11 protein-coding genes are annotated in these 15,084 nt (G+C 67.5%); 6 read left to right on the top strand and 5 right to left on the bottom strand.

Going from position 1 to position 15,084, the window contains the following annotated elements:
* Nucleotides 1-128: 128 nt before the first annotated feature.
* Nucleotides 129-2,939: a phosphoenolpyruvate carboxylase gene (gene ppc, locus AC5RWD_RS21645; RefSeq protein ID WP_494021982.1), complete on the bottom strand. Its 2,811-nt coding sequence runs from the start codon at nucleotides 2,937-2,939 to the stop codon at nucleotides 129-131.
* Nucleotides 2,940-3,264: 325 nt separating this feature from the next.
* Here ppc and AC5RWD_RS21640 point away from each other — a divergent pair, with 325 nt between their 5' ends.
* On the top strand, nucleotides 3,265-4,089 hold the full coding sequence (locus AC5RWD_RS21640) for a DUF1684 domain-containing protein (protein WP_494021981.1): 825 nt from the start codon (nucleotides 3,265-3,267) through the stop codon (nucleotides 4,087-4,089).
* Nucleotides 4,090-4,109: 20 nt separating this feature from the next.
* Here the strand turns inward: AC5RWD_RS21640 and AC5RWD_RS21635 are convergent, their stop codons facing one another.
* Complete coding sequence (locus AC5RWD_RS21635; protein ID WP_494021983.1) at nucleotides 4,110-5,306, bottom strand: acyl-CoA dehydrogenase family protein; 1,197 nt, start codon at nucleotides 5,304-5,306, stop codon at nucleotides 4,110-4,112.
* Between the two features lie 92 nt (nucleotides 5,307-5,398).
* Nucleotides 5,399-6,217, bottom strand: coding sequence for an SDR family NAD(P)-dependent oxidoreductase (locus AC5RWD_RS21630; protein WP_494021980.1), 819 nt, complete (start codon nucleotides 6,215-6,217; stop codon nucleotides 5,399-5,401).
* Nucleotides 6,218-6,391: 174 nt separating this feature from the next.
* On the opposite strand from AC5RWD_RS21630, the gene AC5RWD_RS21625 reads away from it, so the two are divergent.
* The 4 genes from AC5RWD_RS21625 to AC5RWD_RS21610 all read left to right on the top strand — a co-directional run bounded on the left by AC5RWD_RS21625 (nucleotide 6,392) and on the right by AC5RWD_RS21610 (nucleotide 11,637).
* Nucleotides 6,392-7,672, top strand: coding sequence for a glycoside hydrolase family 76 protein (locus tag AC5RWD_RS21625; RefSeq protein WP_494021979.1), 1,281 nt, complete (start codon nucleotides 6,392-6,394; stop codon nucleotides 7,670-7,672).
* 161 nt (nucleotides 7,673-7,833) lie between these two features.
* On the top strand, nucleotides 7,834-8,880 hold the full coding sequence (locus tag AC5RWD_RS21620) for an iron ABC transporter substrate-binding protein (protein WP_494021978.1): 1,047 nt from the start codon (nucleotides 7,834-7,836) through the stop codon (nucleotides 8,878-8,880).
* Nucleotides 8,881-8,884: 4 nt separating this feature from the next.
* Nucleotides 8,885-10,477 carry an ABC transporter permease gene (locus AC5RWD_RS21615; RefSeq protein ID WP_494021977.1) on the top strand — a complete coding sequence of 531 codons (1,593 nt, stop codon included), beginning with the start codon at nucleotides 8,885-8,887 and terminating at the stop codon, nucleotides 10,475-10,477.
* Nucleotides 10,474-11,637, top strand: a complete 1,164-nt coding sequence (locus tag AC5RWD_RS21610) for an ABC transporter ATP-binding protein (RefSeq protein ID WP_494021976.1) — start codon at nucleotides 10,474-10,476, stop codon at nucleotides 11,635-11,637. Before AC5RWD_RS21615 ends, AC5RWD_RS21610 begins: the two co-directional genes overlap by 4 nt.
* Nucleotides 11,638-11,699: 62 nt before the next feature.
* On the opposite strand, the gene AC5RWD_RS21605 is transcribed toward AC5RWD_RS21610, so the two are convergent.
* Both AC5RWD_RS21605 and AC5RWD_RS21600 read right to left on the bottom strand, forming a co-directional pair.
* Nucleotides 11,700-13,421, bottom strand: coding sequence for a glycoside hydrolase family 32 protein (locus AC5RWD_RS21605; protein WP_494021975.1), 1,722 nt, complete (start codon nucleotides 13,419-13,421; stop codon nucleotides 11,700-11,702).
* Nucleotides 13,422-13,549: 128 nt separating this feature from the next.
* On the bottom strand, nucleotides 13,550-14,152 hold the full coding sequence (locus AC5RWD_RS21600) for a YdeI/OmpD-associated family protein (RefSeq protein WP_494021974.1): 603 nt from the start codon (nucleotides 14,150-14,152) through the stop codon (nucleotides 13,550-13,552).
* Between the two features lie 121 nt (nucleotides 14,153-14,273).
* On the opposite strand from AC5RWD_RS21600, the gene AC5RWD_RS21595 reads away from it, so the two are divergent.
* Nucleotides 14,274-15,002, top strand: a complete 729-nt coding sequence (locus AC5RWD_RS21595; RefSeq protein WP_494021973.1) for a VOC family protein — start codon at nucleotides 14,274-14,276, stop codon at nucleotides 15,000-15,002.
* The last annotated feature ends 82 nt before the right edge of the window (nucleotides 15,003-15,084 follow it).

Below are 15,084 nucleotides of genomic sequence, written 5' to 3'. Positions count from 1 at the left end.
GCGCTGGACCTCTGACAACGAACTAGACGCACGCATAAAACTGCTCCCCACAAAACGGAACTGAATATTTCAGTCCAACTTCCGGGGAGCAGTTCAAAAAGTGAGGAAGCGTTCGGTGCCCGGGAGGGCTATCCGGTGTTGCGCAGGCCGGCAGCCACCCCGTTGACGGTGATGAGCATGGCCCGCTGCAGGCGCTCGTCGATTTCGCCGCCGGAAATGCTGGCAGACTCACCACGCACGCGGCGGAGCAGTTCCACCTGGAGGTAACTGATCGGGTCGAGGTACTGGTCGCGGATTTCCAGCGACCGCTTCAGCGTGGGCTGGGCATCCAGGAGCACATTCTCACCGGTGAGGTTCTGGATCTCGGAAACGGTGAGTTCGTACTCGTCACGGATGGCGCGGAAGAGGTGGTGCAGTTCCGCCGGCACCAGGGTGTCAACGTAGTATCCCGCGATCTCCATGTCCGTCTTGGCCAGGGTCATCTCCACGTTGGAGAGCACAGAGCGGAAGAAGTGCCAGCCGTGCATCATCTCCACGAGCTGGGCTGAGTTGCCGGCTTCACGTGCCGCCTTCAGCCCGGAACCCACGCCGAACCAGCCCGGCACGATCTGCCGCGACTGGGTCCAGCCGAACACCCACGGGATGGCGCGCAGGCCGCCGAGGCCCGCACCGGAATCCGGGCGCTTGGACGGGCGGGACCCGATGTTCAGCGAACCGAGCTGCTCCACCGGCGTCGAGGCCAGGAAGTACGCCGGCAGGTCCGGATGGTCGATCAGGCTGCGGTAGCGGGCAAACGCGGCGTCGGAGATGGTCTCCATGACGTGGCCGAAGCGCTCGCGCTGGTCGTCGGACGTGCGCGGCGTGCGGTGTAGCGCCGACCCCTGCAGCACGGCGGCGAGGGACAGCTCCAGGTTTTCGCGGGCAAGTTCCGGCAGGGAGTACTTGTCCGAGATGACCTCGCCCTGTTCGGTGAACTTGATTTCGCCCTCGAGGACGCCGTTGGGCTGCGCCATGATGGCGTCGTACGTGGGCCCGCCGCCCCGGCCCACGGAACCGCCGCGGCCGTGGAAGAGGCGCACCCGAACGCCGTGCTTGGCGGCGATGTCGCGCAGCTTGCGCTGGGTCTTGTGGATTTCCCACTGGCTGGTCATCACGCCGGATTCCTTGTTGGAGTCCGAGTAGCCGAGCATGACTTCCTGGACGTCCCCGCGCAGGCGGACCAGCTCGCGGTATGACGGGTCGGACAGCAGCTCATCCACGATTTCCGCCGACGCCCGCAGCTCCTCCACCGTTTCCAGCAGCGGCGCGAAGCCGATCTTGGCATACGGCGCGTCGCCGAAGAGGCTGACCAGGCCGGCCTCGCGTGCCAGGACCGCGGCGGCCAGGACATCGTCGGCGCCGCGGGTCATGGAGATGATGTAGGTCTCGATGACATCCGGGCCGTAAGTGCGCAGGGCACGGCGGATCTCCCGGAAGACGTCGTACGTGCCGTCAGCGGCGCCGTCGAGCCTGATCGGATGGCCGGACAGCGGACGGCGGGAGGCGAGCTCTGCGCTCAGGACCTCGAGCCGCTCGCCGCGGGTCAGCTCGGCGTAGCGGATGCCGGGACCGCCGAGGCGGTCCATGAGCTGCCCGACGGCGTCATGGTGGTGGTCTGCGTGCTCGCGGATGTCGAGGGTGGCCAGGTGCAGGCCGAAGGAGGCGATGGCCCGGCGGACACGTGCCAGCGCACCGTCCGCGGCGAGGGACGCCGAATGGTTGCGCAGGGACAGTTCCAGCAGCTCGAGTTCGCCGATGAGCTCCTCGGTGGAGGTGTAGTCGCGCCCTTCCTGGTGCTTGGATCCGGCGACGACCCGCTTGCCGGTATTGATGAGCTTGGCCTTGATGCAGGTCAGCTTCAGCCGGTAGGGCTCCTGGGCGTTGAGCTCCAGGATGCGGCGGTCCAGTCCGGGCAGCTTCTCCAGGTCGGCGTCGATCGAATCGAGCAGAGCCTGGTCGGCGCCGGCGAGGGCAGTGGAGTTGGAGAGGATCGAGATGAGCTCGTCAATCATGGCGATACTGATGCGGACCGCGTTCTGGTTCTGGAGCTGCAGGATCTCATGGGTCACCGCCGCGGTGACGTTCGGGTTGCCGTCGCGGTCACCGCCGATCCAGGAGCCAAACCGGATCGGGGCGTTGTGGGCCGGCAGCGTGACGCCGTGCTCGCCGAGGAGTTCCGAGAAATCCGTGAGCATCTCCGGCAGCGCGTCCGTCAGGATGCTGTTGAGGTAGTAGATGGCGTTGCGGGCCTCGTCCACGGGAGTTGGCCTGACCTGGCGGAGCTCGTCCGTCTGCCACATCTGGTCGATCATCTCCGACAGCTGGCGGTCCTGCCGGCGCCGGGCGCTGGTGCCCTCCTCCGTGGGCTGGGCCAGGACGTCCGAGAGCTTGCGGATCTTGTCCAGCACGGAACGGCGGGAGGCCTCGGTGGGGTGCGCGGTGAAGATCGGCCGCACGTCCAGTTCGTTGACGACTTCCTGCAGCACCGCCGGGCCGGCCTGCCCCGCGATGTCCTCCACGGCCTTGGCCAGCCAGCCGTCCTTCTCCTGCCGGGTGCGCAACCGGCGGACCCGGTGGACCTGCTCGGCGGCGTTGGCGAGGTGGAAGTAGAACGCGAAGGCGCGGACCAGGTCGGTCGCCTGCTCGAGCGGCAGCGAGGCGAGCAGCTCGCGGACCTGGGCAACGACGTCGTGCGCGCTCCACGGGCCGGTGGCGTCCGCGCCGCCCCGGGCGGCTTCCTTGGATTCCTTGGTGAGCAGGCGCACCTGCTCCACGAGGTCAAGGAGTTCGGGGCCGTGCTGGCGGACCAGCGATTCGCCCAGGAGCGTGGAGACCCGGCGGACGTCCGCGCGCAGTTCGGCGGCGAGATCTGTTTCTGAATTCATTGCAGTGTCAGCCATTGAAACTATCTTTCGAGTGTTCGACTTTGGCTCGTACACTGCGCTGGATACTGTGAGCCGGGTTACTGTTCCTATGGAATGTTACCCGCAGCCGGCCGCAGTCCGGGAATATGTCTCAGATGCTGTCATGCCCTTGAACTCCTCCCGCCGGGCGCGGTAATGAGCCACGGGCAACCCGATCGCGAGCGGGTAAAAGCCCAATTCCAAGGCTACGCCAGCCGCCCGCGGCCCGGCAGCCCCGGGCAGGCACCAGCTGCGGAATGAAGTTCGGCCGCGACGGGTTGACCCCTTAGCTGGCCGGATCGAGACCCATCCTGGAGGAACCATGAGCACTGCACCGGACGCCCAGCTGGAACGCTGGCGCCGCTTCCGCAACAGCCGCAACACCGCTCTCGCTGCGGACTACGGCTGGTTGACGCTCACGTCGTTCCAGTGGCTGGAAAGCCAGCCATCCGCCGTCGACCTCGCTCCCGGTTTGTGGTCAACGGACGGCACGACGGCGGCGCTCACCGCCGCGGCATCGGACGGCCTCACGCTGGTGGAAACGGGAGAGCCCGTGGATGGCACCATCACGGCGCAGCTCGCCGATGAGGAGTCCCTGATGTGGGTGCAGTTTGGCGGCGCGGACGGCAAACAGGTGGTGGTGGAGCTGGCAATGCGGGCCGACAAATATGCCATCCGAACCCGTGATTCGAAATCACCGGTGTTCACTGGGTTCGACGGCGTGCCCACCTTTGACTACCGCCCTGACCTGGTGATTGAAGCGAGGTTTGAGGCGTTTCCCGAGCCTGAGGACGTTCCGATTGCCACCGCGAACCCTCTGGTGGACGGGGTGCACCGCAGCGTCGGCGAACTGGTGTTCCGGTTGCCGGGGAAGGACCACGAGTACCGGCTGCACGCCGAGGAAGAGAAGCTCGGGGCCCTGACGGTCACGTTCCACGACGAAACCAACGGCGGAATGACTGACGAGTGGCGCAAGGTCTCCACGACCAGGCCGAGGCCCGACGGAACCGTCATCCTCGATTTCAACCGCGCCATCAACTACCCCAGCGCCTTCACGCCCTACGGCACCTGCCCCATGCCGGTGAAGAACAACAGCCTGGACGCCCGGATCGAAGCCGGCGAAAAGCAACCCGCCCTTGCCGACTGAGCGCGAACCGCGGGACTGCGTCAGGCGATCGCGGAGACGCCCGTGACTGCGCGGCCCACGATCAGCGTGTTGATCTCGTACGAGCCCTCGTAGGTGTAGATGGCCTCGGCGTCGGCGAAAATCTTGGCCATCCGGTAGTCCGTGACGATGCCATTGCCGCCCAGGATGGACCGGCCCATCGCCACGGTTTCGCGCATCCTCGCCGACGTGTAGGACTTGGCGAGCGCCACCTGCGCCATCCCGGCACCCTGCTCCTGCAGCTGCGCGATCCGGACCATCATGCCCATGCTCGCCACGGCGTTGCCCAGCATGGACACCAGCTGCTGCTGGATGAGCTGGAACTTCGCGAGCGGACGTCCGAACTGCTGGCGTTCGACGGCGTACTGCCGGGCAACGTCGAATGCGGCCAGCTGCTGGCCCACCGCCTGCCACGCCACCATGATCCGTGAACCGCGGAGCAGCTCATTGGTGTCCTCGAAGCTGCCGATGCCGGCAAAACGGTCAGCCTCCGCAACCCTGACGTCCTCGAAAACGATGTCCGCGTTCTGCACGGTGCGCAGGGCGATCTTGTTCTCGATCCGGCTCCGGCTCACCCCGGGCAAGCTGGCGTCCACAATGAAGCCGCGTACAGCGCCGTCGGCTTCATCCCGCGCCCACACCAGCATGAAGTCGCAGAACGTCCCGTTGCCAATCCACCGCTTGGAGCCGTTCAGCACCCAGCAGTCCCCGCCGGCGTCGGACTCTCCCGTACGGCCCGATATCCGGCGCGCCCGCGTCTCCATACCGCCGGCGACATCCGACCCGTGCTCGGGTTCGGTCAGGGCAAACGCGCCGGTCGTCCTGAGGTTCGAGGCGTCGTCGAGGTACCGGCGGCGCTGGTCCTCGGAGCCGAAGCGGTAGAGCGACTCGACGAAAAGGTCGTGGTGGACCAGGAAAAACGTGGCGATCGAGGTGTCCACCCGCGTCATCTCCGCGATCACCAGCCCGGCGAACAGGTGGCTGTAGCCCCGCTGGGCGGGCGTGCTCAGCTCCAGGGCGGCCAGCTTGGGGAGGATGTGCGCCGGAAACTCGGCCCTGTTCCACCAGTCCCCCGCGAACGGCGCGATCTCCGCGGCCATGAACTCGCGCAACTCGCCCAGCTTCCGCTGCTCGGCGGCACTGAGCAGGGACTCGTAGCCGAAAAAGTCAGCGGTGGGCAGGGTGTCGACGGCGGGCACCGCCTGCCCGGTCCCGCTGAGTTTGGTGCCGCCCACCGCCGCGCCGCCAACGTTAGCGCTGCCCACGCTGGTGCCGCCCAGTCCGGTCCCGCTCACTTCGGGCCCATCCGGATGGCGCCGTCGAGGCGGATGGTTTCGCCGTTGAGCATGGCGTTCTCCACGATGTGCGCGGCGAGGTTCGCGTACTCGGCGGGCCTGCCCAGGCGGGACGGGTGCGGCACCTGCCGGCCCAGTGACTCCTGGGCTTCCTGGGGCAGTCCGGCCATCATCGGGGTCTCGAAAATCCCGGGCGCGATCGTCACCACGCGGATGAGGGACCGGGCCAGTTCGCGGGCCAGCGGCAAGGTCATGGCGGCCACGCCTCCCTTGGACGCAGCGTAGGCAGGCTGGCCGATCTGCCCGTCGAACGCGGCCACTGAGGCGGTGTTGATGATGACTCCGCGTTCCTCCCCGCCGAGCTCGGTAGCTGCAGGTTCAGTGCCGGCCATCGCGGCGGCGGCCAGCCGGACAACATTGAAGGTCCCCACCAGGTTGATCTGGATGACGCGCTGGAAGGTCTCCAGCGGCAGCACGCCGTCGCGCCCCAGGACCTTGCCCGGCGTGGCGATGCCGGCGCAGTTCACCACTATCCGCAGCGGTCCCAGGCCCACGGCGGCCTCGACGGCGGCCTGCACCTCCTCCTCGCTGGTCACATCCGCGGCAGCGAAAACTGCTTTGGGCGCTGCCGACTGATGGCCTGCAAGGTTCTGCGGGCCGGCGGAGTTCAGCTCCTCGGCGTACGCGGCGCCCGCCGAGGAGCCGAGGTCAGCCAGGACCACTGAGGCGCCGGCGTCGAACAACCGCCGGGCCGTGGCGGCGCCCAGGCCGGATGCGCCGCCCGTGATCAGCGCGACGGAACCCTCGATTTCCATACATCCTCCTTGATGCGGAACCGGCCGATGCGGATCCGGATCCCGGCCGCGAACGTTAGTTAGTGAATGTTAACGGAAATGTGCGGCGGACGCATCCCTCGGCGCACGGTTCGCCAAGCGGGCGGCGCCCCACACCGCACGGCCGTACGGCCTCTACCCAGCTAGGCTGGCCGCATGACACAGCCAGATGCTGACGCCACCCCAGATGCCATGACCGCTTCCGCAACGCCCTGGGCAGAGCGGGCCGACGAGGCTGCACGGTCGGTAACGCATCTGTTCGGCCAGCGGCTGTTTTTCCTGCCCGGAACGCACATCGCCGCCACCGCCCGGCCCTCCGGCCGCATCGAGAACCTCCGCCGCCCGTGGCACTACTGGTGGCAGGCGCATTACCTGGACTGCCTCGTGGACGCGGGTTTTCGTGAACTTGGGAGGGCGGGGCAGCCGTCCAAAAGGTTCGACGGCGATGCGCGCCCCAGCGCCGGCCAGCTCGCGTCGCGCCTGGTCACGGGCATCCGGCTGCGGAATTCCCTGACGTTCGTCAACCACTACTACGACGACATGGCGTGGCTGGCCCTGTCCTCGCACCGGCTGGAGCGGCTGGCCGAAGAGAGCCGCAGGCCCAGCCCCCGGCGGCAGGAGAGAATCCGCAGGAGCCTGACGCTCCAGTTCGACTCGGCGTCCACCGACGACCTGGGCGGCGGCACATTCTGGAGCACCAAGCGGGACTTCAAGAACACCCCGGCCACGGCACCGGTGGCGCTGTATTTTGCGCGCACGGGCAACCCCACCAAGGCGCAGGCCCTGCTCGACTGGCTGGATGCCCGGCTGTTCGACCCCGCCCGCGGGCTCTACCTGGACGGGATCCGCGTCCGCAGCACCGGGGAAACCGTGCTGGAGGATGCGATCTACACCTACAACCAGGGGCCAGTTCTGGGCGCCCTGCTGGAACTCGGCGGCACCGCCAACCTGGAACGCGCCGGAACGGTGGTCCGCGCGGTGGCCACACACCTCACCCTGCCGGAGGCTGCCGGGGGCAACCCGGGCAGCAGCACAGGCCCCGGAGCCGGCCCCGCCGACAGCCCGGTTCTCCGCTGCGACGGCACCGGTGACGGCGGACTGTTCACCGGTATCCTCACCCGCTACCTCGCATTGGCCGCCAACGACCGGCGGCTGCCGCGGGACGTCCGGACCACCGCCGCAGGGCTGGTCACCGGCACTGCCGGCGCCTTGTGGTCCGACCGCCGGCCAATTGCGGCGGGCGAGCCGCTGGCCCGTCATGGCCGGACCGGGGACCCCATATTCTCTTCCGACCCGAAGCGCCCGGCGAGCAGCACGTACCCGCCGGGTACCGCCGTCGAACTTTCCACCCAGCTTCAGGCCTGGCTGGCGCTGGAGGCCGCGGCGTCCGTGCCGGCCGCGTCCGTGGCAACGGGCATTCAGGGAACCCGCAATTAGGACACGCAACAGTGCCGTAATTGATGTGATCCTCATCACTTAAGCTCCTTCCCGCTTGGTGCTTAGGTTTGGCTAACCTACAGTTTTTCAAGTGAGCTTCACCTAACTTCCCCAGCTCACGAGGGCCTCGCCCACGAGACTTTGCAGAAAGAAGCACCCCGATGAAGATCCGCATCAACGCGCTGGCCGGCATCGCGATCGCCGCCACCGCAGCCCTCGGCCTCTCGGCCTGCGGCTCCAGCACCTCTCCCGCTGCCTCGCCCTCCGCTGACCCCGCCAAGGGCGAGATCACGGTCTACAACGCCCAGCATGAAAGCCTGACCAAGGAATGGGCGGACGCCTTCACCACGGAAACGGGCATCAAGGTCACGCTGCGCCAGGGCTCGGACACCGAGATGTCCAACCAGATCGTCCAGGAGGGTGCGGCCTCCCCGGCGGACGTCTTCCTCACCGAAAACTCCCCCGCAATGGCGCAGGTGGAGAACGCCGGTCTGTTTGCCGACGTCAACAAGGACACCATCGCCCAGGTTCCGGCGGAGTTCCGCCCGTCCACGGGCAAGTGGACCGGCATTGCCGCCCGCTCCACCGTCCTGGTGTACGACAAGAACAAGATCTCCGAGGACAAGCTGCCCAAGTCCATGCTTGACCTGGCCAAGCCGGAGTGGAAGGGCAAGTGGGGCGCTTCCCCCAGCGGCGCCGACTTCCAGGCCATCGTCTCTGCCCTGGTCGAACTCAAGGGCGAAGCCGCTGCTGCGGAATGGCTGAAGGGCATGAAGGAAAACTTCACCGCCTACAAGGGCAACAACACCGCCATGAAGGCAGTGAACGCCGGCGAGGTTGATGCCGCGCTGATCTACCACTACTACTACTACGGTGACCAGGCGAAGACCGGCGAGAACTCCAACAACGTCACGCCGTACTACTTCAAGAACCAGGACCCGGGCGCGTTCCTGTCCGTCTCAGGCGGCGGCGTCCTGAAATCCTCGAAAAACGCTGAGAACGCCCAGGCCTTCCTGAAGTTCATCACCGGCAAGAAGGGCCAGGAAATCCTGCAGAAGGGCACCTCCTTCGAGTACGCCATCGCTTCGGGCGTCCCGGCCAACGAAAAGCTGGTTCCCGTCAAGGAACTTCAGGCTCCCACCGTGGACCCGGCCAAGCTGAACTCCGCGAAGGTCACCGAGCTGATGACCAAGGCAGGACTGCTCTAATTCTGTGATCACGCAAGTATCGTCTCCGGAGGAATCCGGAAGCACGACGACGGCGGGCCGGGGCAAGCGCCCCCGCCCGCCTTTCGGCGTTTCAGCGGTAGCCGTTGCGGCGGTGCTGATCGCCCTGTTTTCGCTCCTGCCGCTGGCTTACGTGGTGTACATGACCGCGGCCACGGGCTGGGACACCGCCCTCGAACTGGTCTTCCGGCCCCGCGTCGGCGAACTGCTGCTGAACACGGTGCTCCTGATGCTGATCACCGTTCCCCTCTGCCTCATCCTGGGCGTCGGCGGCGCATGGCTTGTGGAGCGCACCACGCTGCGCGGAAAGAAGGTGTGGGCGGTGCTGCTCGCCGCTCCCCTGGCTATCCCGGCCTTCGTCAACAGTTATGCCTGGGTTTCCGCCGTCCCCTCCCTGCACGGCCTGTTTTCCGGGGTGCTCATCGCCACCCTGTCCTACTTCCCGCTGGTCTACATTCCCGCTGCCGCGACACTGAGCCGGCTGGATCCCGCCGTTGAGCAGTCGGCTGCGTCCCTGGGCCTGGGCGCCTGGAGGGCATTCTTCCGCGTGGTCCTGCCGCAGCTGCGGATCGCCATGACCGGCGGCGGCCTGCTGGTGGGGCTGCACCTCCTGGCCGAGTACGGCGCCTTCGCCATGATCCGCTTCGACACCTTCACGACGGCGATCATGGTGCAGTACCAGTCCACGTTCAACGGCACGGCAGGGAACATGCTCGCGAGTGTGCTGGTGTTCATCTGCCTCATCCTGCTGGTCGTCGAGGTCCGCAGCCGAGGCACCGCGCGCTACGCCCGGGTCGGTTCAGGTGCACAGGCCAAGGCACTGTGCCTGCCGCTGCACGCCTACCAGTGGCCGGCCCAGCTGGCCCTGCTCGGCCTGACCCTGCTTGCCTTCGGCCTGCCGCTGCTGTTCGTGCTGCGTTGGATCATTGCCGGCGGAACAGAAATCTGGGCCGCTGACGAGTTCGTTCCCGCGCTGCTGCAGACCCTCCTCTACGGGCTGGCCGGCGCCGCCGCCACCACTGTCGTCGCCTTCCCTATGGCCTACCTCGCCGTCCGGCACCCCAGCTGGTTCAGCAAGGGCCTGGAACTGTCCAACTACGTCACCAGCTCGCTGCCGGGCATCGTGGTTGCCCTGGCCTTCGTCACCGTCAGCATCAGGCTGGTCCCGGGCGTCTACCAGACCACCGGCGTCCTGATCGCCGCCTATGTCCTCCTGTTCCTGCCGCGCGCCCTGGTGAACATCCGGGCGGGGCTTGCCCAGGCACCCAAGGAGCTGGACGAGGCGGCCCAGGCACTCGGCAGCCCTCCGCTGCTGTCGTTCATCCGCGTCACACTGCGGCTCACGGCTCCCGCCGCGGCCGGGGGCGCCGCCCTCGTCTTCCTGGCCATCGCCAACGAGCTGACCGCCACGCTGCTCCTGTCCCCCAACGGGACCAAGACCCTCGCCACCGAGTTCTGGAGCAAGAGCAGCGAAATCGACTACGCCGGCGCGGCACCGTACGCCCTCTTCATGATCGTGATCTCGGCGCCCATGACCTATTTGCTCTTCCAGCAGTCCAAGAAAGTAGCGGGACAGTGACCGAACAATCCCCGTCCAGGCTTCCGGAACCGCGGATTTCGCCGTCCGTGGCGCCAAGCACCAATAGCCATCTGGAGATCGACGCCGTCACGAAGAACTTCGGCTCGCAGGCCGTCCTCAAGGGCGTGAACCTGTCCGTGGCCAAGGGCGGAACCACCGCGATCGTGGGCCCCTCCGGGTCGGGCAAGACCACCCTGCTTCGGCTGATTGCGGGCTTCGAGCACCCCGCCACCGGCAGCATCTCGCTGAACGGATCCCCGGTGGCGGGCGACGGCGTGTGGAAGCCGGCGCATAAACGCCACGTCGGCTATGTGGCGCAGGACGGTGCCCTGTTCCCGCACCTGACCGTGGGACAGAACATCGCGTTCGGGCTCAGTGCCGCAAAGCTCGACGGCGGCCGGCGCGCGGTTAATGCGCGGGTCAATGAACTCCTGGAGATGGTGTCGCTGGACACCGCCATGGCCAAGCGCCGGCCGCACCAGCTTTCCGGCGGGCAGCAGCAGCGCGTCGCCCTGGCCCGGGCCCTCGCCCGCGAGCCTGAACTCATGCTGCTGGACGAGCCGTTCTCCGCCTTGGACGCCGGGCTGCGCGTCGCCACCCGGCGGGCGGTGGCCAAGGTCCTTAATGAGGCCGGGGTGACCACCATCCTTGTCACCCACGACCAGGCCGAAGCACTCTCCTTCGCGGACCAGGTGGCGGTCATGCGGGGCGGCAAGCTGGCACAGATCGGCAACCCGTTCGTGGTGTACACCCGGCCGGCCGACCGCGCCACCGCCGAATTCCTGGGCGACGCCGTGATTCTCGATGCCTGGATGGAGGGCTCGCTGGCCACCTGCTCGCTCGGCGGCATCCCCGTCCGGCGTCCGCCAGCGCAGGGCCGCGTCCAGCTCATGCTGCGTCCGGAGCAGATCCGGATCGCCGAGGACGGGCCCATCCGCGGCGTGGTGGTGGATACCGACTACTTCGGTCCGGAAACCACCGTACGGCTGAAACTCGCCGTACCGCCCAAGCTGGCCGGTGCCATGCCCGACCACCGCTATCCCGGCGGCGGAGAAGTGATCACCATCCGGCACTGGAACGCGTCCATCGCCCAGCCAGGCACGGAACTGTGCCTGCGCGTGGTGGGGGAAGCCGTGGCCTTCCCGCTCGAGTCCGACTGACGGCTGCCTTCGGACCGCGCTCGGTCAGCGCATCCGTGTCGGCGTATTCGTGTCCGGCGCATCTAGCGCGCGTTCAACACGGTGGCCAGCGGGGTGTATTTGAACGACTTTAGCGTCAGCTTCCCTCCGGACGTGGCGGCGCTGACCGCCGGCTGCCCGGACCGCGGCAGCACCATGGACGTCAGGGTCTGCTCGCCGCCGTTCACGAAGACCTCCACTGACGAGTAATCAACGAAGATGGTCAGGTCCACACTGCCCCTGCCCGACGCGCTGCCGTTGCGGGGCGGGCTCTGTGCGCTCCTCCGGTCGGTAAAAATCGGCCCGAGTGCCTCCGCGCCCGGGACCACCGCTGCCCGGTCCACCCACGCCGTGCCTGCCTCGAAGTTGTAGCCCACCGTGGCGTAGTCTTTCCCGCCGTTGCCGAGCTTCAGCAGGGCTTCCGTGCCGTCGTCGTCCGGTGCACGTTCCAGGGTCACATCCAGCCGGTAGGCACCGCCTGTGGGTGCGGGAAGCTCTCCGCCGCCCTCCGGGGTGAGCGCCCTGCTGCCGGCGGCCTTGGCCTCGCCGTCCAGCGCAGAGAGGGCGGCGGTGGGCGTGGAGACGAGCGTAGGCCGGCCCTGCACGGTCTTCAGGCGGACGTCCCGGACGATGGAGTCTGCACCGCCTTGCCAGTCCGTGGTGGGCAGCTGCCGGGCGTACGTCCAGTTGTTCATCCAGCCGATCGCGTGGCGGGACGCCATCCGTTCGTTTTCCGGGAGCCGGGGATCATCCCAGGTGACGGCGGCATAGAAGTCGGCACCGGCGTCGAGCCACTGGTGTCTGTCCTCCGCGGGGGTGAACGAGGTGCCGTCAAAGGTCCCTGTCCAGTACGCCACCCCGGTGGTCCGGCCCTCCGCGGCGCCGTTCGCGCTGGCCGCCAGGACCCAGGTGCGCTTGGCGGGATCGCCGTCGACGTCCAGCTGGAAGAGGTCGGGGCATTCGAGGATCCCCAGACCCTTCCGCTCGAAGCCTGACGCGTAGCGCCAGTTCTTGAGGTCCTCTGAGGTGTAAAGGCCGATCTTTTCCCCTTCGGCCAACGCCATGACCCACTGTCCGCGGGCCTCGTCACGGATGATCTTCGGATCACGCCAGTGCTCCGCGCCGGGGTTGTCCATGACCGGATTCCCGTCGGCGGCCTTGAACGTGTACCCCTTGTCCGTGGAGTAGAACAGGGACTGCCGCTGCACGCCCTTGTCCTGCTGCGTCATCACGGCCACCACTGCGCCCTTGCCGAAGCCGGCGGTGTTGTCCTGGTCCACCACTGCGCTGCCGGTCTCAATGTCCCCGAGGCCGTTCTTGAACTTCTCGATGGCAACGCCCTCGTCCTTCCAGTGCACCAGATCGGTGCTGGTGACGTGGAACCATTCTGTGCCATTCCCCTCGGGGTGGTCGGCGTTGTAAAGGTAGTAATAGTGCCATACCCCGTCCAGCAGGAACGGCCGCTGCGGGTCGTTCATCCACTCTTTGGCAGGAGTGAGGTGGTAGGAGGGCCGGAACTGCGAGGCGCCCTCCGGCCTGCTGAACGACTTCGGGGCGGCCGGGGCTTCACTGGGAGTGGCACTGCCTTGGCTGCTACCGCTCTGGGGTCCGCTGCCTTGGGGTCCGGCGCCGCCCTGCGTTCCGCCGTCGCCCTGCCGGCCGGCCAGGCCGATCACTGCCGCCGCGGCCAGCACCAGAGCCAGGGCCACCGCCACCGCAATCCACCGCCCGCGGGGTCCGAGCGTGCGTAGGGAAAACCGCTGCATGTTCGCCGTTCATGTTGGGAGTTGGCACCAATTTTAGCGCGGACGGCCTTTTCGCTGCCCCGCAGGATGCCCCGCGGTGGGATGCCTGTGGTCAGGATTGCCCGACGGCGGATTTAGCCCGGTGATATTCAGTCCCGGCCGGCCGGGCGTTTCTTCTGCGGATACGGAGTCTCGCCTCGGGCCAGCATCTGGACAAATCCGGCGATCTTCCGCTCCCGGGTGGAGGCCTGCTTGACCGAATTGGTGCGGTAAATCAGTGCGTAACGGTTCACCGAGGTCAGCACCTCGAACATGGCCTGCGCCTCGGGCACGGCGGCAATGGCAGCGGCCAGATCCGCCGGGACCTCCGCCGTCGCCGGTCCTGAATAGGCGGCCTCCCAGCGGCCGTCGGCCTTGGCGGCGTCGACGGCGGCACGGCCGGGAGCGGTCATCTTTCCTTCCGCTTCCAGCCGGGCCACATGGCCTACGTTCCGTTCCGACCAGGGGCTCTTGGGACCCCGGCGGGTCATGCGCTGGAGGTAACTGTCGGCGTCGCGCTTTTTAACCTGGCCGTCGATCCAGCCGAAGCAAAGCGCCTCGTCCAGGGCGGCGTCGTAGTCGAGTTCGGTGACATTGCCGCCCTTCTTGTGCAGGACCAGCCACACACCGGGGCTGTCGTTGTGGTGGGATTCCAGCCACGCACGCCACGCCGCGGCATTGGCCACCAGAAGTTCCTCGAGTTCCACAGCCATGCGCCTATTCTGCCCCCGGTGCCGGGTTATTCAACCCGGTGCCACGCGATTCAAGACGTGGCATCATGGCCATGTCGGCGCCGTTTTCGGGATCCAGGTATTTCGAGTTCGAGGAGAGAGCATGCTTCGTGTCCGCCCCATCCACTTCACGTCCCGGATTGAACCCTGGGAGCGGCTCCTCACCGACCTGGGGATGATCAAGTCCACGGACCAGGGTTCCTGGCGGGAGTACGACGCCGGGGCGGGCCGGCTGGCGCTGCACCAAGCCGAGCCGGGCGCTGCGGAGGACGGCGTCACGCACTTTGGCGTGGAGGTCGGCGACCTCGAGGAGTTTGCCCGGCGCACTAACCAGTCCGGCGCGGAATCCGACTCCTCCTCTGCCGAACTCGTCCGGGCGGACCACGGCGACTCCTGCCGCATCACCGGCGCAGACGGCTTCAGCTTCTTCGCCGACAAGGCCGCGCCCGGGACCAGCTCCACCGAAGTGGATCCGGCGCTGGCCGTGGTGGAGGTGTGGTTCAGCGAGGACGTGACAGCTGCTGCCCAGGCGCTGCGGGACATCGGAGCCCGGTTCCGGCCCGTCCCGGACGACGACGAAACTGCCGACTTCACGGCCAAGAACGGCGGCGTGCTGATGGCGCGGCCGGGCACCGGCGCGGCGCACGCGGGACTCGGGTTCGAGTACGCCGGGGACCTCGACGCCCTGCGGGACCGACTCACCGCCGCGGGACACGACGTGACGCTGACCGAGGAGGCCTTCGGACGCACGCTGCATGTGCCGCACCCGGACAGCGACGGCGCGGCGGCGCAGCGGGCGCAGCTCTGGATCTCCGCCCGGCGCCCGTCGTAGCCCTAAGTGACGACGGCGCCGCGCCCGCCCGCAGCGGCCAAATCGAGTGGCGAGATCTCGTCGCTTTGGCCACCGCTAAGCG

The organism is Arthrobacter sp. CMU6 (genome assembly GCF_059090205.1).
This window is presented reverse-complemented; position numbering and strand designations above follow the sequence as displayed.